Source organism: Streptomyces sp. NPDC002324 (genome assembly GCF_053593335.1).
The window spans coordinates 41,276-60,490 of sequence record NZ_JBSFCF010000041.1; the positions used below are offsets into that span (position 1 = coordinate 41,276).

The window sequence follows — 19,215 nt, forward strand, 5'->3', positions numbered from 1 at the left end:
GGTGCGTCGTCGGGCGCGGGTTCGGTGGGGGCTGGTCGCGCTGTTCCCCGCGCCCCTGGAAAGCAGGGGCTGCGCCCCTTGCCTTCCAGGCCGCCAGGTCCCCCGCTACCCCACCCGGCTCAGCGACAGCGCGAAGCGGCCCTCCGCATCCGTCCACCAGTGGGACAGCTCCAGCCCCGAGGACCCCAGTTCGGCCCGCACCCCCTCCTTCCTGAACTTCGCGGACACCTCCGTCCGCACCTCCTCCCCGGCCGCGAAGTCCACCGCCAGATCGAGCGCGGGAACCTTCACGGTCTGGGCCGTACGGGACCGCAGCCGCATTTCGATCCACTCGCACTCGGCGTTCCAGAGGGCGACATGGTCGAAGGCGTCGGGGTCGAAGTCCGCCCCCAGCTCCCGGTCCATCACGTTCAGCACGTTCTTGTTGAACTCGGCGGTCACCCCGGACGCGTCGTCGTACGCGGCGACCAGCACCGCCTCGTCCTTGACCAGGTCCGTGCCCAGCAACAGCGCGTCACCGGGGCTCAGCAGCGCGCGGACGGCGGCCAGGAACGCGGCACGCTCCCCGGGCACCAGATTGCCGATCGTGCCGCCCAGGAACGCCACCAGACGAGGACCCGGAGTCTCGGGCAGCTCCAGCCCGGCGGTGAAGTCGGCGATCAGGGCGTGCACGTTCAGCCCCGGCCGCTCGGCGGCCAGCGCCTCGCCCGCCTGCCGCAGCGCGCTCTCGCTGACGTCGACCGGCACGTACGTGTGCAGGCCCGGCATCGCGTCCAGCAGGTGCCGGGTCTTGTCGGACGAGCCGGACCCCAGCTCGACCAGGGTCCGCGCGCCGCTCGCCGCGGCGATCTCGCCCGCCCGGCCGACGAGGATCTCGCGCTCGGCACGGGTCGGGTAGTACTCGGGCAACTCGGTGATCCGCTCGAACAGTTCGCTGCCGCGCGCGTCGTAGAACCACTTGGGCGGCAGCGTCTTCGGCGTACGGGTCAGACCCTCCAGGACGTCGGCGCGCAGCGCGGCCTCCGTGGCGTCCTCCGGCAGGGTGCGGGTGAGAAGGAACGGGCTCACGCGGGGGGCTCCTTCGGCAGTGCGGGTGACGGGTCGTCGTCGTGCGGGCGGGAGGCTTCCTCCGGCTCCTTGAGCGGGGTGAGCAGGACGTCCGTACGGCTCGCCGCGAGCAGCGTGCGGTCCGGGACCTCCACCCACTGCGGATCGTCGTCGTACGGCTCGGACGCCACGACCGTGCCGCGGCCGGGCTCGGTGAGATACCAGAGCGTGTCGCCCCAGGCCGTCGCGGCGATCGTCTCGCCGTCGGTGAGCAGCAGGTTGAGCCGCGACCCGGGAGCCGCCCGGGCGACCTCCAGGACCGTGTCGGCGAGCGCCTGGCCCTCCGTGTCGCCTGCCCGCAGCCGGTTCAGGACCAGGGCCCACACGAGCGCCGAGTCGTTGCGGGCCTCCATCGACAGCACCTCGACGGCGGGCAGTTCGGCGGCGAGCGGCGCCAGGGAGCCGGGCCATCCGGCGACCGCCCCGTTGTGGCTGAACAGCCAGGGCCCGGCCGAGAACGGCGCGGCCGCGGCCTCGTCGTCCGCGCCCGCCACCGTCGCGTCCCGTACGGCGGCCAGCAGCGCCCCGGTGCGGACCACCCGGGCGAGGTCCGCGAAGGACTGGTCGCCCCAGATCGGCCCGGCCCGCCGGTACCGCCCCGGAACCGGATCGCCCTCGGCGTACCAACCGACCCCGAAACCATCGGCGTTGACCGTCCCGTACCGCTGCCGTCGAGGTGCCCACGACTGGCGGAACAGACTGTGCGGCGGGTCCACCAGGACCCTGCCCAGCGGCACATCGGTGCCGAGACAAGCGAGGTGGCGACACATCAGACGACCTCCGGGGAGGCGTCGCGGGCCGTGCGGAACCCGCTGAAGATCTGCCGCCGGATCGGATAGTCCCAGTTGCGGAACGTCCCCCGGCACGCCACCTGGTCCACGGCGAACGAACCGCCGCGCAGCACCTTGTGCTCGGGGCCGAAGAACACCTCCGAGTACTCCTTGTACGGGAACGCCGAGAACCCCGGATAGGGCAGGAAGTCGCTCGACGTCCACTCCCACACGTCACCGATCAACTGCCGTACGCCCAGCGGCGATTCCCCCGCCGGATGGCTGCCGGCCGGTGCCGGGCGCAGATGCCGCTGCCCGAGGTTGGCGTGCTCGGGCGCCGGATCGGCGTCGCCCCACGGGTAGCGGGTCGAGCGGCCGGTGACCGGGTCGTGCCGGGCGGCCTTCTCCCACTCGGCCTCGGTGGGCAGCCGGCGCCCCGCCCAGCGGGCGTACGCGTCCGCCTCGTACCAGCACACGTGCAGCACCGGCTCCTCGGCCGGCACGACCTCGGTGACACCGAAGCGCCGCCGCAGCCACTGCCGGCCGTCGCGCCGCCAGAACAGGGGCGCGTGGATGCCGTGCGCGCGGATGTGGTCCCAGCCCTCGGCCGTCCACCAGCGGGCGTCGTCGTAGCCGCCGTCCGCGATGAACGCCTGGTACGCGCCGTTCGTCACCGGCGTGGTGTCGATGTGGAACGGCGGGACGAACCGCCGGTGCGCGGGCCGCTCGTTGTCCAGCGCCCAGGGCTCGGTCGAGGTGCCCATCGTGAACTCACCGCCGGGCACCAGGACTTCGGACGGGCCCGTGAACAGCGGGACGGGCTCGGGATCCGGCGCCGACAGCACGGCGGGGCCCTGGCGCAGCTGATGGGTGATCAGCATCGTCTCGTCGTGCTGCTGTTCGTGCTGGGCGACCATGCCGAAGGCGAAGCCCGCGTCGGTGAGCCGGGTGCCGTGGAAGTCGGCGCTCTCCAGCACGTCCAGGGCCCGGCCGCGCACCTCGCGCAGATACTGCCGGGCCTCCTCCGGTGCGAGCAGCGGCAGCGAGGGCCGCGCGGCACGCGGATGCTCGAAGGCGTCGTACAGACCGTCGATCTCGGGCCGCATCGCCTCCCGCCCGGCGACGTTGCGCAGCAGCCACAGCTCCTCCTGGTTGCCGATGTGGGCGAGGTCCCACACCAGCGGGGACATCAGCGGCGAGTGCTGCGCGGTGAGATCGGGTTCGTCGACGGCGGTCGTCAGGAGTGCGGTGCGGGCCCGGGCCGTGGTCAGCGCCGCCAGCGCGCGCTCCCGGAGTATGTCGGGGTCGGCGTCGGCCGTCGGGGCCGGCGTCCGGGGTGCGGTCATGCGGGGTCGTCCTTCCCGTGGAACACGTCGAGCAGATCGTCGGCGGGGCAGCGCCCCCGGGCCACATAGCGGTCGGTGTACGCCGCGACCGCGTCGAGCACCTCGGTGCTCGCGCCGAGCCGGGGCAGGGCCTCGGCCGCCGCGGCGAAGCAGACGGTCGCGGCCTCCCGCAGTTCGGCATCGGTCAGACCGTCGCGCACGGCCGCCTCCCACAGCGGATTGCGCGGTGGCGGTCGCGAACCCGCCCGCTCCGCGAGCGGCTTGACGGTCCGGTACGCGATCTCCGCGGCCTCCGGGTCGTCGAACAGCGCCGTCGTCACGGCGAGCGGCACGATCCACCCGTCCTCGCCGGGCTGGGCGTCGATCATGCGCAGCTCCAGATGGCCGCGCGGACGCGCCGGCGGGAACAGGGTCGTCAGGTGGTAGTCGAGGTCGGCGCGGCTCGGCGGGGTGTCGGATCGCGTCCACTCCCGGAACGTCCTGGCCCCGGGCACACCCCAGGGGCCCTCGTCGGCCCGGACACACATCACCGGTGCGTCCAGCACCAGCCGCGCCCACTCCTCGCGCGGGTCGCCGTCGAGGGCAGGCGCGTTCGTCCGGCCGGGGTCCATCGCCGCCCACAGCGCCTGGCGCGTCGAACGCAGGCCCGTCGCCCGGCCCCGCGCCAGCGGGGAGTGCGCGAACGAGGCCACCAGCACGGCGCCGAGCTGGTGGGCCAGCCACCAGCGCCGCCGGTGGCCGAGGGGGCCCGGCTCCTCGTACCCGGCGTCGAGGCACACCTGTACCGAGGCGGTGGAGCACATCATGGCCCGCCCCTCGGGTCCGAAGCGGTCGAGGTAGACCTCCATCGCGTCGTACCGGGGCTCGTGGAGGTAGCGGGTCGGGGGGTTCCAGGGTTCGTGGCCGTAGCCGCTGATGCCGAGATCCGCCTCGCGCAGGGTGGCGCGTACGGCGGCGAGGTCGGCCGAGACGGACCCGACGCACTCCATCAGGGAGCCGGCAGGCGCCGAGCTGAGCTCCAGCTGGCCGCCGGGTTCGACGGTCAGCGGTGAGTCCAGGGTCAGGGTCCGCAGTGCGGCGTAGGCCGCTTCGAGTCGTGCGGGTGTTGCGGGGAGCCGCGGATCACGCAGCTCGTGGACGTGCCATTCCAGTTCGACACCTAGGGTCCGGGGTGGACCGGTCTTGAAGCAGATGCCCCGTACCAGGGCTTCCACCTCCGCCTCGGTGACCGGGGAGCGTCGCTCCGTACAGTCACTCAGCGCATCTGACATGTCGGGATCCTCCTGATATGCCAATCTCGTCGGCCGAGCCCCCGATCCGCACCCGATGGAGTGGGACCGATGGCGCTCGTCCCACCCAAAACCCTCCCGCCGCTTTCGCACAAGGGGGCACATCGTGGCAATGCGGATCGGCGATCTCCGTTTCCGGGATCTTCAGGAACCCCTTCCCTTTCCGGTACCGGGCCATTCACACGAGGAAATTCCGTTGCGGCGCTTCACCAGCATCGCCCAGGATGCGCCCATGAGCACGACGGGGGAAAAGTGGGCGTCCGCGCCGCACGCGGGGGTGGCGGCGTGAGCGCCCGCCTGCGGGGAATCGCACGCGAGACCGAGGACATCGTCGCGGCCGGGCACTATCGCGCGCCCTCCGGCCGCCGGGTGTCCATCGCGGACGAGGTGGCGGCCGCACGGGCCGCGACCCGCCTGTACGGCCCCGGCCCGGTGAGCACACCGCGGGCCGGCCCGGTGCGCTCGGCCGTCGGGGCCACCGTCGAGGTCACGGGCGAGAGTAGCCTGGAAGCCGCCCACCGGCTGACGGCGGCCGACACCGCCCCGGTGGCCGTCCTCAACTTCTCCTCCGCCCGCAACCCCGGCGGCGGCTATCTGAACGGCGCCCAGGCCCAGGAGGAAGCCCTCTGCCGGGCCTCCGCGCTCTACACCTGCGTCCGCGAGGCTCCCGCCTTCTACGCCCACCACCGCGCCCACCGCGACCCGTTCTACACGGACCGCGTCATCCACTCACCCGCCGTACCCGTCTTCCGGGACGACCGCGGCACCCTCCTCGACGCCCCGTACACCACCGGCTTCCTGACCTCCGCGGCCCCGAACGCCTCCGTCGTCCTGCGTACGGCCCCGGAGCGCGCCGCCGAGCTGCCCCAAGCCCTTGCCACCCGCGCGGAACGTATCCTGGAGACGGCGGCGGCGCACGGCTACCGCCGACTGGTCCTGGGCGCCTGGGGCTGCGGGGTGTTCGGCAACGACCCGGCCCAGGTGGCGGCCGCGTTCCGGGCCCTGCTCAGGGACGGCGGCAGGTTCGAGGGAACCTTCGCGCACGTGGTGTTCGGGGTGCTGGACCGCACGAAGGGCGCGGTGGTCCGCGGCGCCTTCGAGCGGGAGTTCGCCACCGGCTCCTGAGGGGCCGCCTACCGCCACCCGTACCGCTCGCGCAGCCGGTGCACGACGGAGTTGAACCGCATCCGGTCCAGCGCACAGGCCTCCCGCCGCATCCCCGTCTCGTGCAGCCGCAGCACCCGGTCCACATCCACCCAGGAATCCCGCCCCGACCGGTCCCACGGCCCGCTCCCGATCGGCACCCACTCCCGGTCCCCGTCGTGCCGCTTGCTGGACAACTGCACGGCGAGCAGCGTCCCTGGTGCCTCCCGGGCCACCACGAGCACGGGCCGGTCCTTCCCCCGCCCGTCGTTCTCCTCGAACGGCACCCACGTCCAGACGATCTCGCCGGGATCGGGGTCCCCGTCGTACGCGGGCGAGTACTCGGTCCGCACGCGCCCGACGTCACGGGGATCGGCCTCGGTGGTGGCGGTGGGCCCGTAGCGCCCCGGCACTTCTTGATCAGCGAAGGAAGTCACGGGGGTCACGCTAGCCCGCGCCCGTTTCCCGCACCCCGAAAGGGGCGCGGGAAACGGGCGCGGGCGACCACGAACACACGAGAGCCCCGGGGTTACGACTCCCTGTCGACCTGCACCTTCTCCACGGCCGGCTTCTCCACGGGCACCCCGTTGACCCCGGACGGGCCGCCGGCGGGCACCCCGTTCTGGTTCATCGAGGACAGCAACTGCCGGGCCAGCCCCAGCCCGGTCCCGCCCATCGTGAGTGCCTTGGCGAACATGTCCGCCATGCCGTCGGCCCCGTTGAGCAGCACCATGTTGTCGACGTTGCCGAAGGCGGAGGCGCCCGCCTGCACGATCTCCGGCCACTGCTCGGCCAGTTGCTGCGCGATCACCGCCTCCTGGTTCTCGGCCAGCGCGGCGGCCCGCGCCTTGATGCCCTCGGCCTCGGCGAGCCCCTTCGCGCGCGTGGCCTCGGCGGCGGCGATCCCCTTGGCCTGCCGGGCGGCGGCCTCCGCCTCACCGGTCAGCTGGGTCGCGGTCGCCTCGGCGGCGGCCGCCAGCTCGGTCTCCTTGGCCTTGGCCTGCGCGGCGGAGATACGGGCGTCGCGCTCGGCCTCGGCGAGAGTCCGTTTCTCGTAGGCCTTGGCGTCGGCAGGCTTGCGGACGTCGGCCTGGAGCTGCTGCTCGCGCCGGGCCGCCGCCAGTTCCGCGACGCGGGTCTCCTGCACGACGACCTCCTGCAGGGCGGCGGCCTCCGCGAGGGGGCCGGCCTGCTTGGCCTTCGCCGAGGCGTTGTCCCGCTCGGCCTGGTAGCCGGCCTGGAGGATCTCGCTGTCCCGGGTGGCCTCCGCCATGCGCGCCGCGGCCTGCTGCTCGGCCTCGGTGGCGAGCCGGTTGGCCTCGGCCTGCGCGATACGGGCGTCCCGCTGGACGGCCGCCGCGTGCGGCATCGCCATGTTCTTGATGTAACCGGTCGGGTCCTCGATCTCGTGGATCTGCAGCGAGTCGACGATCAGACCCAGTTTCTCCATCTCCGTCCCGCACGCGGCCCGGGTCTGGCCGGTCAGCTTCTCGCGGTCGCGGATCATGTCCTCGACCGTCAACCCGCCCACGATGGAACGGAGATGACCGGCGAACACGTTGTGCACCCGCTCCGAGACCCGCTTCTGCTGGCCGAGGAAGCGGCGGGCCGCGTTGGCGATGGACACGAAGTCGTCGCCCACCTTGAAGATGACGACGCCCCGGATCTTCAGCGGAATGCCCTGGAAGGTCACGCACTCCACGGCCAGCTCGGTCTGGTTCAGATCGAGCGAGAGCTTGCGCACCGCCTGCATACCGGGCAGCACGAGGGTGCCGCGCCCGGTGACGATACGGAAGTTCATGCCCTCCGTCAGGCCTTCCATCTTGTGCTTGGAGCCGGAGATGATCAGAGCCTCGTTCGGCTCGGCGACGCGCCACATGAGCTTGAAGATACTGATCAGTACGACAACGACGGCTACGGCCGCCCCCGCGATGAGGCCGACGAACATCGGCCCACCCCCTTTGGCCAGGTGCCCTATCGGCACCGAACGTCGGGAGTGTCCCGCGTGGTCCGGCGGTGGTACAGAGAGGGAGGGACCGTTGTTGCAGTCCTGATGCGAACCGGTTCCCGAAGACCGACACAGAGCCTTCGCAGGACCCGACGAGCCGTCAACTGTCGTACGCCGCCGACACGTACACCGTGCGCGGCGGCAGGTACTCCATCACCATCACGAGCGTCCCCGGCGCGATCCGGTCCTTCGCGGAGGCGGGGTACGCGAGAAAGTGCTCGGCGCCGCCCCGTACCCGGACGATCACCTCGCCGACGAGCCCGGGACCGACCGCACCGGTCACCCGTCCCATCAGCCCGACCATCGACGCTTCGTCCATGGTCACAGCGTACGGGTCGGAGCGCGGGCGCCGAACCCGCCCGCCCGCGCCCGACCTGCCCAACCCGCCCGCCCGCGCCCGACCTGCCCAACCCGCCTACACCGCCGGGGAGTCCGCGGTGCTCCGCCGCGGCGGCCACTGTTCGTGCCAGCGCTGGTCCGCCTCCAACTGCGCGGCCAGCGACAGCAGAAGGGGCTCGCTGTTCGCCGGGCCGAGCAACTGCGCGCCCACCGGCAGCCCGTCGTCCACGAACCCCGCGGGGACGTTCACGCCGGGCCAGCCCAGCACGTTCCACGGCCACGCATAGGGGCAGGCCGCGATCATCGCGCGGTCGGTGCCGAGCCCGCCGAGGTTCAGCATGGAGCCGATGCGCGGCGGCGGGGCGGCGGTCGTCGGCGCCAGCAGCACGTCGTACGACTGGAACAGCGCACCGATCCGCCGGTGCAGCGGGACCTCGGCGCGGCGTGCCAGCCGCAGGGGCGCCCCGCCGAGCAGCCGGCCGAGGCGGGCGGCGTCGAGGGTGCGCCGGTCGAGGAGGCCCTGCTCGGCGACGGCGCCGACCCGTTCGGCGATGCCCGCGGTGGCGCGCGGGATGAAGGTCAGCCCGATCTGCCCGTACCGGGGTTCCGCCTCCTCCACCACATGCCCGAGCGCGGCGAGCCGCTCCGCCACGGCCCGCACCCGTTCCCGTACCCGGGGGTCGAGCCGCGCGGGCAGCGCGGTGAACGGCGGCTTCAGGGACAGGGCGATCCGGAGCCGCCCCGGATCCCGGCCGACGGCCTCGGAGGCGTTGACGGCGGGCGGCCGGTGCAGGTCGCCCTCGTGGTTGCCGCTCGCCGCGTCCAGCAGGAGGGCGGCGTCGGCGACCGTGCGGGCGAGGGTGCCGTTGACGGTGATGCCCTGGAAGGACTCCGCGTGCGGCCAGGTCGAGATACGGCCGCGCTGGGGCTTGATGCCGATGAGATGCGTCCAGGAGGCGGGGATGCGCACCGATCCGGCGCCGTCCGAGCCCAGCGCGGCCGGGACGATCCCCGCGGCCACGGCCGCCGCGGAACCGCCGGAGGAGCCGCCCGGGGTGTGGTCCGGGTGCCAGGGGTTGCGGGTGGCCCCGAAGGCGGGCCCCTCGGTGAACGGCCACTGTCCCAGCTCGCACGTGTTGGTCTTGCCGACGACGATCGCCCCGGCCGCGCGCAGCCGCCGTACGGCCTCGCCGTCCTCCGGCAGCGAGGGGAACTCACCCCGGCAGCCGAACGCGGTCGGTTCGCCCGCCACGTCCATGTCGTCCTTCACGGCCACCGGCACGCCGAGCAGCGGTCGCCGTCCGCCCTCCGCCAGCTCCTTGTCCGCCGCGTCGGCCTCCATGAGCGCCGCCTCGGCCCGCACCCGCCGGAACGCGTTCACGGTCGTCTGGCTCGCCTCGATGCGGGCGAGCGTCCGCTCCACGAGCGCCCGCGACGTCACCTCCCCGGCGGCCAGCGCGCGAGCACACTCCACGAGACCCGGCGCACGGTCGACACCCATACGGAACACCTCCGGAAGCAGCATTTCTACCGAACGGTAACGTCCGCGCGGGCGCGACGGTACAGAGCGGACGACTTGCCTGACGAGGGCGGCGATTCGTGCGTGCGCGCCGGGGGCGCGGGGCGGGCGGGCGAGGAGCGTCGGGGGTGGTGCGTCGGGGGTGGTGCGGCGCGAGGCCCGCTCAGCCGCCGCCGCGGGCCAGGTGCCGCAGCGTGAGGGCCAGGTGGAGCCGTAGCCGGCCCCGTGGTGTGCGGACGGGCCAGCCGAGGAGGGCCTCCGCGTGGGTCAGGCGGTCCTGGAGGGTGGAGTGGTGGACGTTGACGCCGGTGGCCGCCGCCCGCAGGCTCGCCGTCGTGGCGACCGCGTGGAGCGTGGCGAGCATCCAGGGCGAGTCGGCCGCGGCCCGCTCCAGATCCCGTACGTCCGGCGGAGGTTCCGCCCCCGGTGCGACCAGCTGGGCGAGGAGGGCGAGCGCGCCGAGGTCGTCGGCGTGGACCACACGCTCACCGGGGTCCTGCGCGGTGCCCTCGGCGGTGAACCGCAACGCGGTCCGCGCGCCGGCCCACGACTCGGGCAGCTCCTGCACGGACACCGCGGGCCCGACACCGACCCGCCCGGCGGGCAGCCCCTCCTCGCCGACCCGGGCCGCGCGCACGCGCAGGATGCGGGGCCGGCCGCCCAGCGGGGCGAGGGCTCGCGCCAGGGTGGTGGGATCGTCGGGGTCGAGGCCGAGGCGCCGGGCGGCACGCAGGCGGGCCTGCTCGGTGGCGGTGGGGTCGAGGACCGTCTCCACGAGTGCCGGGTCGTCGGCGGGGGAGAGGGGCGCCCGGCCCCGGGTCCGGTCCAGCACCACCCGGAGCGCACCGGCGGCCCGCTCCAGGATGACGGCGTCCACCACGCTCGGCTCACCGCCCCCGGCCCGCTCCAGCCACAGCGCGGGCACACCGTCCGGCACGAGCGCGGCGGAGGGCCAGGCCGGGTCCGGCGGAACCTCGCTGTCGTGGCGCCGCCCGTCGGGCTCCACCCGCACCCGCACGTGCCGCTCCGCGTCGACGAGCCGCGCGGGACACCCGGCCAGCACGGCCGCGCCCCGCACCATCGCCTCCAGACCGGCCCGCGCCTCGGCCAGCGTGTCGAAGTACGCGATGACCCGCACGGCGGCCCCCGCATCCGGATCCACCGCGGTCAACCGCCCCGCCAGCTCTTTCATACCCCTCATAGTGCGACATGTCTCCGCCGGCGGGGAGGGGCGTTCGTCCGCGGGCCCGGTGGGGGCCGGCCGCGCAGTTCCCCGCGCCCCTGAGGAGCAGGGGCTTCGCCCCCCCCGCTCCCGGGCCCACTCACTCCCCGAGCAACCGCCGAACCCACCGCACATGCGCCTCCCGGCACTCCCGCGACACCGCCGCCTGAGGCGCGAACCCGTCGAACCCGTGGAACCCCCCGGGCCACACATGCAGCTCCGCGACCCCGCCCGCCTGCCACAACCGGGACGCGTACGCGACGACCTCGTCCCGGAACGTCTCCGCCGACCCCACATCCAGAAACGCCGGAGGCAACCCGCTCAGATCCTCCGCCCGCGCCGGCGCCGCGTAGGGGGACACATCGGCCCCACCCCGCCGCTCCCCGAGCAACGCCGTCCACCCCGTCTCGTTGGCCGTCCGGTCCCACACCCCCCGCCCCGCCATCTGGTGGGCGGACGGCGTGTCGTTGCGGTCGTCGAGCATCGGGCACAGCAGCACCTGCCCGATCGGCCGGGGGCCCTTCCGGTCCCGCGTGAGCAAGGCCAGTGCGGCGGTCAGTCCGCCACCCGCACTCGCCCCCGCGATGACGATCCGCTCGGCGTCGCCCCCGATCTCGTCCGCGTGCCCGGCGGTCCACAGCAGACCCGCGTAGACGTCCTCGACGGGCGCCGGATGCGGATGCTCGGGGGCCAGCCGGTACTCCACGGACACCACGACCGCGCCCAGCTCCCGAGCCCAGGCCAGAGGCGCGTCCACACCGACCCGGTTGTTGCCGACGATCATGCCGCCGCCGTGGACGTGGTAGATCACCGGCAGCGGACCCGGTGTCGCGGGCGCGGCCGGGCGGCAGATGAGCAGCGAGATCTCCGGCTCCCCCTCGGGCCCCGGCACCAGCCGGTCCTCGACCTCGAAGAAACCGTCCATGGTGAGGTCCAGCTGGGCCATCAGCGCGATGCCGGGCCCCTGGCGCATCGCCGGGATGTCCTCCATGGTCAGCCCGCGCGGCACCAGGTCCTTGATCGCCTCCAGGGCCGCCGCGAGCTCCGGATCGAACGGGGGCGGGGTCATGGTCATGGCTTCTCCTCGTGCGGGTTCCGCATCCACGGCGCGCACCGCGACGCGTTGCCGACGGGGCGTACCGCGACGTGTGCCAACGGTTCGTACCGCGATGATGAGCGCCGCGGCAAGCGCGCGGACGCCGTCGTACGGCGGTGGTTGTCCGCCATCCGGCGGGTGGTCCGCTGGTCGCCCGGAGCGGCACGGCCGGCGGGCGCGGCGCCCGCGTACGCACCCGCGTCGAGCACACAGTTCACGCCATAGCTTTCGCGTGTCGGCACCCCGTGCCGTGCCCCCGGCGGGCGGTCGCCGTACCGACGGCGGGGACCTGCGCGCGCGTGCCCCCGCGCGAGCCGGTCGCACGGCCTGGCCAGGCACGCGACCGCTCACCCGCCGCCGACCCCGAACAGCGGATCGGACCCCGTCACCGACGGAACCCCGATGTGACGTCTCGTCACGAGGCCGCCGGGGGACGGGACCCGGGCCGTCCGCCCGCACTCCGGTCCGGTGCGGAAAGCAGGCCAAACGTGCGTGTGGAGTCCCCGCGCACGTACTCATGTGGAGGTGGCGTGAAATGGCCGCCCGATTGAACAGATTTCGAACACATTCGCCAAACTGCCCAGCCACAAAGATCGGTGGTCCGACCCCCAGCCCCCGCACGGCCGACGGTCCCCCGGCCGGAACGACCTTCACCACTTCTGCAAGGATGCCCTCCTCATGGTGCAGATACCGAAAGAGCCCGCCCCGCCCTCGCCCCTGCAGCGATCCGTGCCCACGAGCGCCGACGTGGCACGTCTCGCGGGTGTCTCACGTGCGACGGTCAGCTACGTCCTGAACAACACCAGCGCCGTCCGCATCAGCGAGCCGACCCGTCGCCGGGTCCACGAGGCCGCCAAGGAACTCGGCTACGTACCCCACGCGGCGGCCCGCAGCCTGCGCGCCGGCCACAGCCGCCTGGTGCTGATGCCCACCCCGAACGTTCCCATCGGGCCGCTCTACAGCCAGTTCATCAACGAGATCCAGTGGGCCCTCAGCCGACTCGACTACACCGTCGTGCAGCACGGCGGCCTAGGGCTGCGCGGCGACGACGCCGCCCGCGCCTGGGCCGAACTGCGCCCGGTCGCGGTCATCATGCCCGGCGTCGGTCTCGGCCCGCAGGGCGTGGCCGTGCTCAAGCGCTCCGGCGCCAAGGCCGTCGTCACCCTCACCCCCGAACCCGTCGAGGGCGCCCACGCGTTGATCCTGGACCACGCGGGCGTCGGCCACAGCGCCGGCCGGCACCTGGTCGAGAGCGGCCGCCGCCGCATCGGTGTCGTGGTGCCCGACGAGCCCGGCTTCGGGGTCTTCTCCCAGCCCCGCCTGGCCGGCGTACGACGCGCGGTGCAGGGCACCGAGGCCACGGTCACCGAGCTGCCGCTCGCCTACGACGAGGCGGCCGCCGCCCGGCTCGCCCGCGACTGGCGCTCGCTCGGGCTGGACGCGGTGTTCGCGTACAACGACGAGTACGCGATGCTGGTGATGCGGGCCCTCCAGGACGAAGGCATCGGCATCCCCGGGGAGACGGCCGTGGTCGGGGCCGACGACCTGATGCTCGGCCGGCTGTTGCGGCCCCGCCTGAGCACCGTCCACCTGGAGCTGCCGTCCGGACGCCACCTCGCGGAACTGGTCGACCGCGTGGTGCGCGACCCCGCCTCGGTCCCCACCACCCACGACGTCCTGGGCGCGAGGATCGTCCACCGCGAATCGAGCTGAACGCACACGGCTGAACGCACACACGGCCGAGCGGGCAGGGCTGAACGCACACGGCCGTACGGACACGGCTGGACGGGCGGGGCCGAACGGGCGAGGCTGGGCGGACAGGGCGGGACGGACCGCCCGCCTCGGGAGGCGCGTCATGCGCACGAAGGTCGGCATCATCGGAGCGGGCCCCGCCGGGCTCCTCCTCGCCCGGCTGCTGCACCGGGCGGACATCGACTGCGTGGTCCTGGAGAGCCGGACCCGCGCGCACGTGGAGCGGCGGCCGGTGGTGCCGTCGGCCGGAGGTGTGCTGGAGCAGGGCACCGTCGACGCGCTGCGCGCGTGCGGGGCCGCCGCGCGCCTGGAGAGCGAGGGTGTGGTCCAGCACGGCATCGAACTGCGCTTCGACCGCGAACGGCACCGCCTCGACCTCCCGGCCCTCACCGACGGCCGTACCGTCACGATCTATCCCCGGGCGGAGATCGTGAACGACCTCGTCGCCCTCCAACTCGCGGACGGGCCGACGCTGTTGTTCCAGGCGGAGGCGATCGGTGTCGAGGGCCCGCTCGGCGAGCGGCCGGTGGTGCACTTCGTCCACGACGGGTACCAGGAGGAGCTGTCCTGCGAGTGGGTGGTCGGCTGCGACGGCTTCCACGGCATCTCCCGCCATGTGTTCCCGGCCTCGGCCCGCCGGGTGTACGAGCACGAGCACCCGTTCTCCTGGCTCGGCGTCCTGGCCGAAGTCCCGCCGTCCCGCGAGGAGTCGATCTACGCGCGCGGTGACCACGGGTTCGCCCTGCACAGCGTGTGCTCACCGTCGGTGTCCCGGTTCTGCCTCCAGGTTCCCAGCGGCACCGACCCCGCCGACTGGCCCGACGAACGTATATGGGACGAACTGGCCGCGCGCTTCGCCATCGACGCCGACCGGACCCTGGAACGCGGACCGGTCACCGCCAAGTCTGTGACCCCGATGCGCAGTCACGTCCACGAGCCGATGCGGCACGGCCGGCTGCTGCTCGCCGGGGGAGCCGCCCACACCGTGGCACCCACCGGCGCCGAGGGCCTCAACCTCGGGGTGTACGAGGTGTGCGCCGTCGCCCGCGCCCTCGTCGAGCTGTACACCCACGGAACGGCACAACTCCTGGACCGTTACTCACAGGTGTGCCTCGACCGGGTCTGGCGGACGACCCGCTTCTCGTACGACATGACCAGGATGCTGCACACGCTGCCGGACGGCGGCGCCTTCGACCACCGCCTCCAGCTCGCCGGGCTGCGCCGGATCACCGCCTCCCGCCAGGCGGCCGCCGAACTGGCAGCCCACTACACGGGGCTGCCGCCGGCCTGGTGAGACGGCCGGCTACTGGCCGTTCTGCTCGACCTGCGCCTGCTGCTCGGCGACGGCCTTGCGGACCTCGTCCATGTCCAGCTTCCGGGCCTGCCCGATGACGTCGGTCAGCGCGGCCTCGGGCAGCGCGCCCGGCTGCGCGAACACGGCGACCTGGTCACGGACGATCATCAGCGTCGGGATGGACTGGATGCCGAAGGCCTGCGCCAGCTCCGGCTGGGCCTCGGTGTCCACCTTGCCGAACACCAGGTCCGGGTTGTCGTCGGCGGCCTTCTCGTAGACCGGGGCGAACTGCCGGCAAGGCCCGCACCAGGACGCCCAGAAGTCGATCAGAACGAACTCGTTCTCGGTGACCGTCCGGTCGAAGTTCTCCTTGGTCAGCTCCACGGTGCTGCTCATGGCGTGCATCCCTCTTCCTGGTCTCGGTGCTCGGGGGCGAGCCGCACTCGACAACGCCGCCCCGCGGCGGCGTATTCCGCGCGCGTACCCGTTTGGCCGTCGCGCACACCAGCAACCAGACTGACCCCATGACGGACACGGAGAACACCGAAGGAACAGCGGGCGACGCGACACCGGCCGAGTACGACGTCGTGGTGCTCGGTGCCGGACCCGTGGGAGAGAACGTCGCCGACCGCACCCGCGCGGCCGGCCTGTCCACGGCGATCGTGGAGAGCGAACTGGTCGGTGGCGAGTGCTCGTACTGGGCGTGCATGCCGAGCAAGGCCCTCCTGCGCCCCGCGATCGCCCGCGCCGACGCCCGCCGCGTACCCGGCCTGCGCCACCTCGTCCAGGGCCCGCTGGACACCGCCGAGGTGCTCGCCCACCGCGACTACGAGACCGCGCACTGGAAGGACGACGGCCAGGTCGGCTGGCTGGAGAGCGTCGGGGCTGTCCTGTACCGGGGCCACGCGCGCCTGGCCGGACCCCGCCGGGTCGTCGTGGAGACCCCCGACGGCGGGCGTCAGGTCCTCACCGCCCGCCACGCGGTGGTCGTCGCCACCGGCAGCCGCGCCCTCCTGCCCGACCTGCCGCAACTCGCGCAGGTCAAGCCCTGGACCAGTCGCGAGGCCACCAGCGCGCAGACGGTCCCCGGCCGCCTGATCGTCGTCGGCGGCGGTGTCGTGGCCGTCGAGATGGCCACCGCCTGGCGGTCCCTCGGCTCCGAGGTAACCGTCCTGGTGCGCGGCAAGGGCCTGCTGCCCCGGATGGAGCCCTTCGCCGGTGAACTGATCGCCGAGGCGCTCGCCGAGTCGGGCGTCGACGTGCGGACGGGTACGTCGGTGACGGCGGTGTCCCGCGAGGACGGGACCGTGGTGGCCCGCACGGACACCGGCGACCGGCTGGAGGCCGACGAGATCCTCTTCGCCACCGGCCGCGCCCCGCGCACCGACGACCTCGGCCTCGACACCGTGGGCCTGGAGTCCGGCTCGTGGCTGGAGGTGGACGACAGTCTCCGGGTGACGGGCAGCGACTGGCTGTACGCGGTCGGGGACGTCAACCACCGGGCGCTCCTCACCCACCAGGGCAAGTACCAGGCCCGGATCGCCGGGGCCGCCGTCGCCGCCCGCGCGGCCGGGGTCCCGCTCCTGGAGAGCGACCGCTGGGGCGCCCACGCGGCCACCGCCGACCACGCCGCCGTCCCCCAGGTCGTCTTCACCGACCCCGAGGCCGCCGCCGTCGGCCTCTCCCTCGCCGAGGCCGAACAGGCCGGTCACCGCGTCCGCGCGGTCGACGTCGAGTTCTCCTCCGTCGCGGGGGCGGGCCTGTACGCCGACGGCTACCGGGGCCGCGCCCGCATGGTCGTCGACCTGGACCGCGAGATCCTGCGCGGCGTCACCTTCGTCGGCCCCGCCGTCGGTGAGCTGATCCACTCCGCCACCGTCGCCGTCGTCGGGGAGGTCCCGGTCGACCGGCTCTGGCACGCGGTGCCCTCGTACCCGACGATCAGCGAGGTGTGGCTGCGGCTGCTGGAGGCGTACCGGGGCTGAACCGGCCGGGTCCGGGCGCCCAGCTCAGTCGGGCAGCAGGAAGCCCAGCGCCCGGGCGGCCCGGACCGGGGTCGGGTCGTTCCAGCGGTCGGCCATCGCCTGGCTGGAGGAGAGGGACCTCAGCTCGGCGTGGTCGAGGTAGAGCGTGCCGTTCAGATGGTCCGTCTCGTGCTGGACGATCCGGGCCGGCCACCCCGAGAACTCCTCGTCCACCGCCCGCCCCCGCTCGTCGAGCGCCCGGAGCCGCACCTTGGCGTGCCGCGCCACCACGGCCTGCCAGCCCGGCACGCTCAGACAGCCCTCGAAGAACGCGTCCCGGAATGGCCCCACGGCCTCGTACACGGGATTGACCAGCACCCGGAACGGCTGCGGCACCCGGCCCCGGGTCAGCCGTACCTCCTCCGGGACCGGCGCGGGGTCCTCGATCACCGCGATGCGCAGGGGCACCCCGACCTGGGGCGCGGCGAGACCGACGCCGGGCGCCGCGTGCATGGTGGCGCGCAGCGCGGCGACGAAGCGGGCGAGGAGACCCGGGTCGAGCTGGCCGTCGAAGGGCTCGGCGGTGCGGCGCAGCACCGGGTCGCCCGCGGCGACGATCGGCAGCGGCCCCTCGTGGGCGAGGAGTTCCTCGACCCGGTCGCTCAGGGGACGGGAGTCGGCGCGGTCACGTTCAGAAGCCATCGGGCCAGGATGCCAACCGGGGTCGTGCGACGCGAGGCGGCTCACTCGATGGCCCGCCCGCCCGCCCGCCCGCGAGCGGGCGGGCGGGCGGGCGACCGACGTGGCGCCCGCGCATGTGACCCGCGTCACACGAAGTGCCGGGAACTCGAAGCCCTCACGGTCCGACTACTGAACCGCCACGACGTCCCCGCATCCCGGAGCACCCGCCGATGACCATCGCCCCCTCGACCGAGACGGACGAGTCCCAGAAACCCGTCGCCAAGCCCGACGGCGCCACGAGGGGCTGGGCTTCGCTCCGGCCGCTCGTGCTGCGGCTGCACTTCTACGCGGGCGTCCTCGTCGCCCCGTTCCTGCTGGTCGCCGCCCTGACCGGCGGACTGTACGCCGCCTCGTTCTCGATCGAGAAGTTCGTCTACGCGGACCAGACCACCGTCGCCGAGGTGGGCGACGCGAAGCTGCCGATCTCCGAGCAGGTGGCCGCCGCCCGCAAGGAGCACCCCGAGGGCACCCTCTCCGCCGTACGCCCTTCTCCGGAGGACGACGCGACGACCCGGGTGATGCTGACGGGCGTCGAGGGCATCGACGAGGGCAACGCGCTCGCGGTGTTCGTCGACCCGTACACGGCGGAGGTGCGCGGCGCCCTGGAGCAGTACGGCTCGACCGGCGCACTGCCGGTGCGGACCTGGATCGACAAGTTCCACGCCAATCTCCAGCTCGGCGAACCCGGCCGCCTGTACAGCGAACTCGCCGCCAGCTGGCTGTGGGTCATCTCCGGCGGTGGCCTCGTGCTCTGGTTCGCCCGCCGCCGCGCCCAGCGCAAGGTGCGCGGCACCAGTGGCCGCCGCCGCACGCTGGGCCTGCACGGCACGGTCGGCGTCTGGGCCGCCGCCGGGTTCTTCTTCCTCTCGGCGACCGGCCTGACCTGGTCGACCTACGCGGGCGCCAACATCGAGGTCCTGCGCACCGAACTCCACCAGGCCACCCCGGCGATCTCCGCCGCCGCGGGCGACCACGGGGATCACGGCGGCGGCTCGGCGGAGGAAGGGGCCGCCCCCGAGGGCGACCTGGACAAGATCCTCGCCGCCGCGCGGGCCGACGGCCTCGGCGACCCGGTGGAGATCGTGCCGCCCGCCGACGCGTCCTCCACGTACGTGGTCAAGCAGGTCCAGCGCAGCTGGCCCACCAAGCAGGACGCGGTGGCCGTGGACCCGGCGACCGCCGAGGTCACCGACACGCTCCGGTTCGCCGACTTCCCCGTCCTCGCCAAACTCTCCCGCTGGGGCATCGACGGTCACACGGGCGTGCTGTTCGGGCTGGCGAACCAGCTCCTCCTCATGGCCCTGGCGGCCTCCCTGGTCGTGCTGATCCTCTGGGGCTACCGCATGTGGTGGCTGCGCGGCCGCGCCTCGTCGTTCGGCCGCCCGATCCCGCGCGGCGCCTGGCAGCACGTGCCGCCGCAGATCCTGGTCCCGGCCCTCGCCCTCATCGCCGTCCTCGGCTACTTCGTCCCTCTCCTCGGCATCCCGCTCGCCGTGTTCATCGCGGTGGACGTCGTCCTGGGCGAGATCGCGCACCGGCGCGGCAAGCGGTCGTACGGCGGCCGGGCGGAGGCGAAGTAGGGCGGCCGGGCGGAGGCGAAGTACGGCGGCCGGGCGGAGGCGAAG

The 19,215-nt window shown here is 73.7% G+C and carries 18 protein-coding genes; 6 read left to right on the top strand and 12 right to left on the bottom strand.

Translation table 11 applies throughout. From position 1 onward, the window contains the following. Nucleotides 1-105: 105 nt before the first annotated feature. Genes egtD through egtA form a run of 4 tightly spaced genes read right to left on the bottom strand, consistent with a single transcriptional unit; the run spans nucleotide 106 to nucleotide 4,494 of the window. On the bottom strand, nucleotides 106-1,068 hold the full coding sequence (gene egtD / locus ACWCRJ_RS36515) for an L-histidine N(alpha)-methyltransferase (RefSeq protein WP_450943310.1): 963 nt from the start codon (nucleotides 1,066-1,068) through the stop codon (nucleotides 106-108). Further along, nucleotides 1,065-1,877 (bottom strand): ergothioneine biosynthesis protein EgtC, encoded by an 813-nt coding sequence (egtC, locus tag ACWCRJ_RS36520; RefSeq protein WP_450943311.1) that lies wholly within the window; start codon nucleotides 1,875-1,877, stop codon nucleotides 1,065-1,067. The genes egtD and egtC overlap by 4 nt, the downstream gene beginning before the upstream one ends. Beyond that, on the bottom strand, nucleotides 1,877-3,223 hold the full coding sequence (gene egtB, locus ACWCRJ_RS36525; protein WP_450943312.1) for an ergothioneine biosynthesis protein EgtB: 1,347 nt from the start codon (nucleotides 3,221-3,223) through the stop codon (nucleotides 1,877-1,879). Before egtB ends, egtC begins: the two co-directional genes overlap by 1 nt. Beyond that, on the bottom strand, nucleotides 3,220-4,494 hold the full coding sequence (gene egtA / locus ACWCRJ_RS36530) for an ergothioneine biosynthesis glutamate--cysteine ligase EgtA (RefSeq protein ID WP_450943313.1): 1,275 nt from the start codon (nucleotides 4,492-4,494) through the stop codon (nucleotides 3,220-3,222). Before egtA ends, egtB begins: the two co-directional genes overlap by 4 nt. 124 nt (nucleotides 4,495-4,618) lie before the next feature. Between egtA and ACWCRJ_RS36535 the strand changes: the two genes are divergently transcribed. Together ACWCRJ_RS36535 and ACWCRJ_RS36540 are read left to right on the top strand one after the other, a co-directional pair. After that, nucleotides 4,619-4,801 carry a hypothetical protein gene (locus ACWCRJ_RS36535; protein WP_450943314.1) on the top strand — a complete coding sequence of 61 codons (183 nt, stop codon included), beginning with the start codon at nucleotides 4,619-4,621 and terminating at the stop codon, nucleotides 4,799-4,801. After that, entirely contained in the window at nucleotides 4,798-5,637 is an 840-nt protein-coding gene (locus ACWCRJ_RS36540) for a TIGR02452 family protein (protein ID WP_450943315.1), read from the top strand. The genes ACWCRJ_RS36535 and ACWCRJ_RS36540 overlap by 4 nt, the downstream gene beginning before the upstream one ends. An 8-nt stretch (nucleotides 5,638-5,645) precedes the next feature. On the opposite strand, the gene ACWCRJ_RS36545 is transcribed toward ACWCRJ_RS36540, so the two are convergent. The 6 genes from ACWCRJ_RS36545 to ACWCRJ_RS36570 all read right to left on the bottom strand — a co-directional run bounded on the left by ACWCRJ_RS36545 (nucleotide 5,646) and on the right by ACWCRJ_RS36570 (nucleotide 11,818). Continuing rightward, entirely contained in the window at nucleotides 5,646-6,092 is a 447-nt protein-coding gene (locus ACWCRJ_RS36545; RefSeq protein ID WP_450943316.1) for a type II toxin-antitoxin system PemK/MazF family toxin, read from the bottom strand. 92 nt (nucleotides 6,093-6,184) lie between these two features. Beyond that, nucleotides 6,185-7,603 (bottom strand): flotillin family protein, encoded by a 1,419-nt coding sequence (locus ACWCRJ_RS36550; protein WP_450943317.1) that lies wholly within the window; start codon nucleotides 7,601-7,603, stop codon nucleotides 6,185-6,187. Nucleotides 7,604-7,763: 160 nt separating this feature from the next. Continuing rightward, nucleotides 7,764-7,988 carry a hypothetical protein gene (locus ACWCRJ_RS36555; RefSeq protein ID WP_012999015.1) on the bottom strand — a complete coding sequence of 75 codons (225 nt, stop codon included), beginning with the start codon at nucleotides 7,986-7,988 and terminating at the stop codon, nucleotides 7,764-7,766. A 90-nt stretch (nucleotides 7,989-8,078) separates the two neighbouring features. Then, on the bottom strand, nucleotides 8,079-9,503 hold the full coding sequence (locus tag ACWCRJ_RS36560; RefSeq protein WP_450943318.1) for an amidase: 1,425 nt from the start codon (nucleotides 9,501-9,503) through the stop codon (nucleotides 8,079-8,081). A gap of 181 nt (nucleotides 9,504-9,684) precedes the next feature. Next, on the bottom strand, nucleotides 9,685-10,713 hold the full coding sequence (locus tag ACWCRJ_RS36565) for a helix-turn-helix domain-containing protein (protein WP_450943319.1): 1,029 nt from the start codon (nucleotides 10,711-10,713) through the stop codon (nucleotides 9,685-9,687). A gap of 130 nt (nucleotides 10,714-10,843) precedes the next feature. Beyond that, entirely contained in the window at nucleotides 10,844-11,818 is a 975-nt protein-coding gene (locus tag ACWCRJ_RS36570; protein ID WP_450943320.1) for an alpha/beta hydrolase, read from the bottom strand. A 699-nt stretch (nucleotides 11,819-12,517) separates the two neighbouring features. Between ACWCRJ_RS36570 and ACWCRJ_RS36575 the strand changes: the two genes are divergently transcribed. Together ACWCRJ_RS36575 and ACWCRJ_RS36580 are read left to right on the top strand one after the other, a co-directional pair. After that, complete coding sequence (locus ACWCRJ_RS36575; protein WP_450943321.1) at nucleotides 12,518-13,552, top strand: LacI family DNA-binding transcriptional regulator; 1,035 nt, start codon at nucleotides 12,518-12,520, stop codon at nucleotides 13,550-13,552. Nucleotides 13,553-13,694: 142 nt separating this feature from the next. Then, nucleotides 13,695-14,885: a 4-hydroxybenzoate 3-monooxygenase gene (locus ACWCRJ_RS36580; protein ID WP_450943322.1), complete on the top strand. Its 1,191-nt coding sequence runs from the start codon at nucleotides 13,695-13,697 to the stop codon at nucleotides 14,883-14,885. Between the two features lie 9 nt (nucleotides 14,886-14,894). On the opposite strand, the gene trxA is transcribed toward ACWCRJ_RS36580, so the two are convergent. After that, nucleotides 14,895-15,281 (bottom strand): thioredoxin, encoded by a 387-nt coding sequence (trxA, locus tag ACWCRJ_RS36585; RefSeq protein ID WP_028796869.1) that lies wholly within the window; start codon nucleotides 15,279-15,281, stop codon nucleotides 14,895-14,897. 128 nt (nucleotides 15,282-15,409) lie between these two features. Here trxA and ACWCRJ_RS36590 point away from each other — a divergent pair, with 128 nt between their 5' ends. Then, a complete protein-coding gene (locus ACWCRJ_RS36590; RefSeq protein WP_450943323.1) occupies nucleotides 15,410-16,870 on the top strand; it encodes a dihydrolipoyl dehydrogenase family protein in 1,461 nt (486 codons plus the stop codon). 24 nt (nucleotides 16,871-16,894) lie between these two features. Here ACWCRJ_RS36590 and ACWCRJ_RS36595 read toward each other — a convergent pair whose 3' ends face one another. Further along, on the bottom strand, nucleotides 16,895-17,551 hold the full coding sequence (locus tag ACWCRJ_RS36595; RefSeq protein ID WP_450943324.1) for a peptide deformylase: 657 nt from the start codon (nucleotides 17,549-17,551) through the stop codon (nucleotides 16,895-16,897). A gap of 209 nt (nucleotides 17,552-17,760) precedes the next feature. On the opposite strand from ACWCRJ_RS36595, the gene ACWCRJ_RS36600 reads away from it, so the two are divergent. Further along, the gene (locus tag ACWCRJ_RS36600; protein WP_450943325.1) at nucleotides 17,761-19,170 is read left to right on the top strand and encodes a PepSY-associated TM helix domain-containing protein; all 1,410 of its coding nucleotides are present in this window, start codon (nucleotides 17,761-17,763) and stop codon (nucleotides 19,168-19,170) included. The last annotated feature ends 45 nt before the right edge of the window (nucleotides 19,171-19,215 follow it).

Bases quoted from the DNA above. Each gene is read 5' to 3' on its own strand.
- ACWCRJ_RS36565 (WP_450943319.1), bottom strand. From the start codon at position 10,713: ATGAAAGAGCTGGCGGGGCGGTTGACCGCGGTGGATCCGGATGCGGGG.
- ACWCRJ_RS36600 (WP_450943325.1), top strand. From the start codon at position 17,761: ATGACCATCGCCCCCTCGACCGAGACGGACGAGTCCCAGAAACCCGTC.
- ACWCRJ_RS36575 (WP_450943321.1), top strand. From the start codon at position 12,518: ATGGTGCAGATACCGAAAGAGCCCGCCCCGCCCTCGCCCCTGCAGCGA.
- ACWCRJ_RS36580 (WP_450943322.1), top strand. From the start codon at position 13,695: ATGCGCACGAAGGTCGGCATCATCGGAGCGGGCCCCGCCGGGCTCCTC.
- trxA (WP_028796869.1), bottom strand. From the start codon at position 15,281: ATGAGCAGCACCGTGGAGCTGACCAAGGAGAACTTCGACCGGACGGTC.
- egtC (WP_450943311.1), bottom strand. From the start codon at position 1,877: ATGTGTCGCCACCTCGCTTGTCTCGGCACCGATGTGCCGCTGGGCAGG.
- ACWCRJ_RS36590 (WP_450943323.1), top strand. From the start codon at position 15,410: ATGACGGACACGGAGAACACCGAAGGAACAGCGGGCGACGCGACACCG.
- egtB (WP_450943312.1), bottom strand. From the start codon at position 3,223: ATGACCGCACCCCGGACGCCGGCCCCGACGGCCGACGCCGACCCCGAC.
- ACWCRJ_RS36550 (WP_450943317.1), bottom strand. From the start codon at position 7,603: ATGTTCGTCGGCCTCATCGCGGGGGCGGCCGTAGCCGTCGTTGTCGTA.
- ACWCRJ_RS36570 (WP_450943320.1), bottom strand. From the start codon at position 11,818: ATGACCATGACCCCGCCCCCGTTCGATCCGGAGCTCGCGGCGGCCCTG.
- ACWCRJ_RS36595 (WP_450943324.1), bottom strand. From the start codon at position 17,551: ATGGCTTCTGAACGTGACCGCGCCGACTCCCGTCCCCTGAGCGACCGG.
- egtA (WP_450943313.1), bottom strand. From the start codon at position 4,494: ATGTCAGATGCGCTGAGTGACTGTACGGAGCGACGCTCCCCGGTCACC.
- ACWCRJ_RS36560 (WP_450943318.1), bottom strand. From the start codon at position 9,503: ATGGGTGTCGACCGTGCGCCGGGTCTCGTGGAGTGTGCTCGCGCGCTG.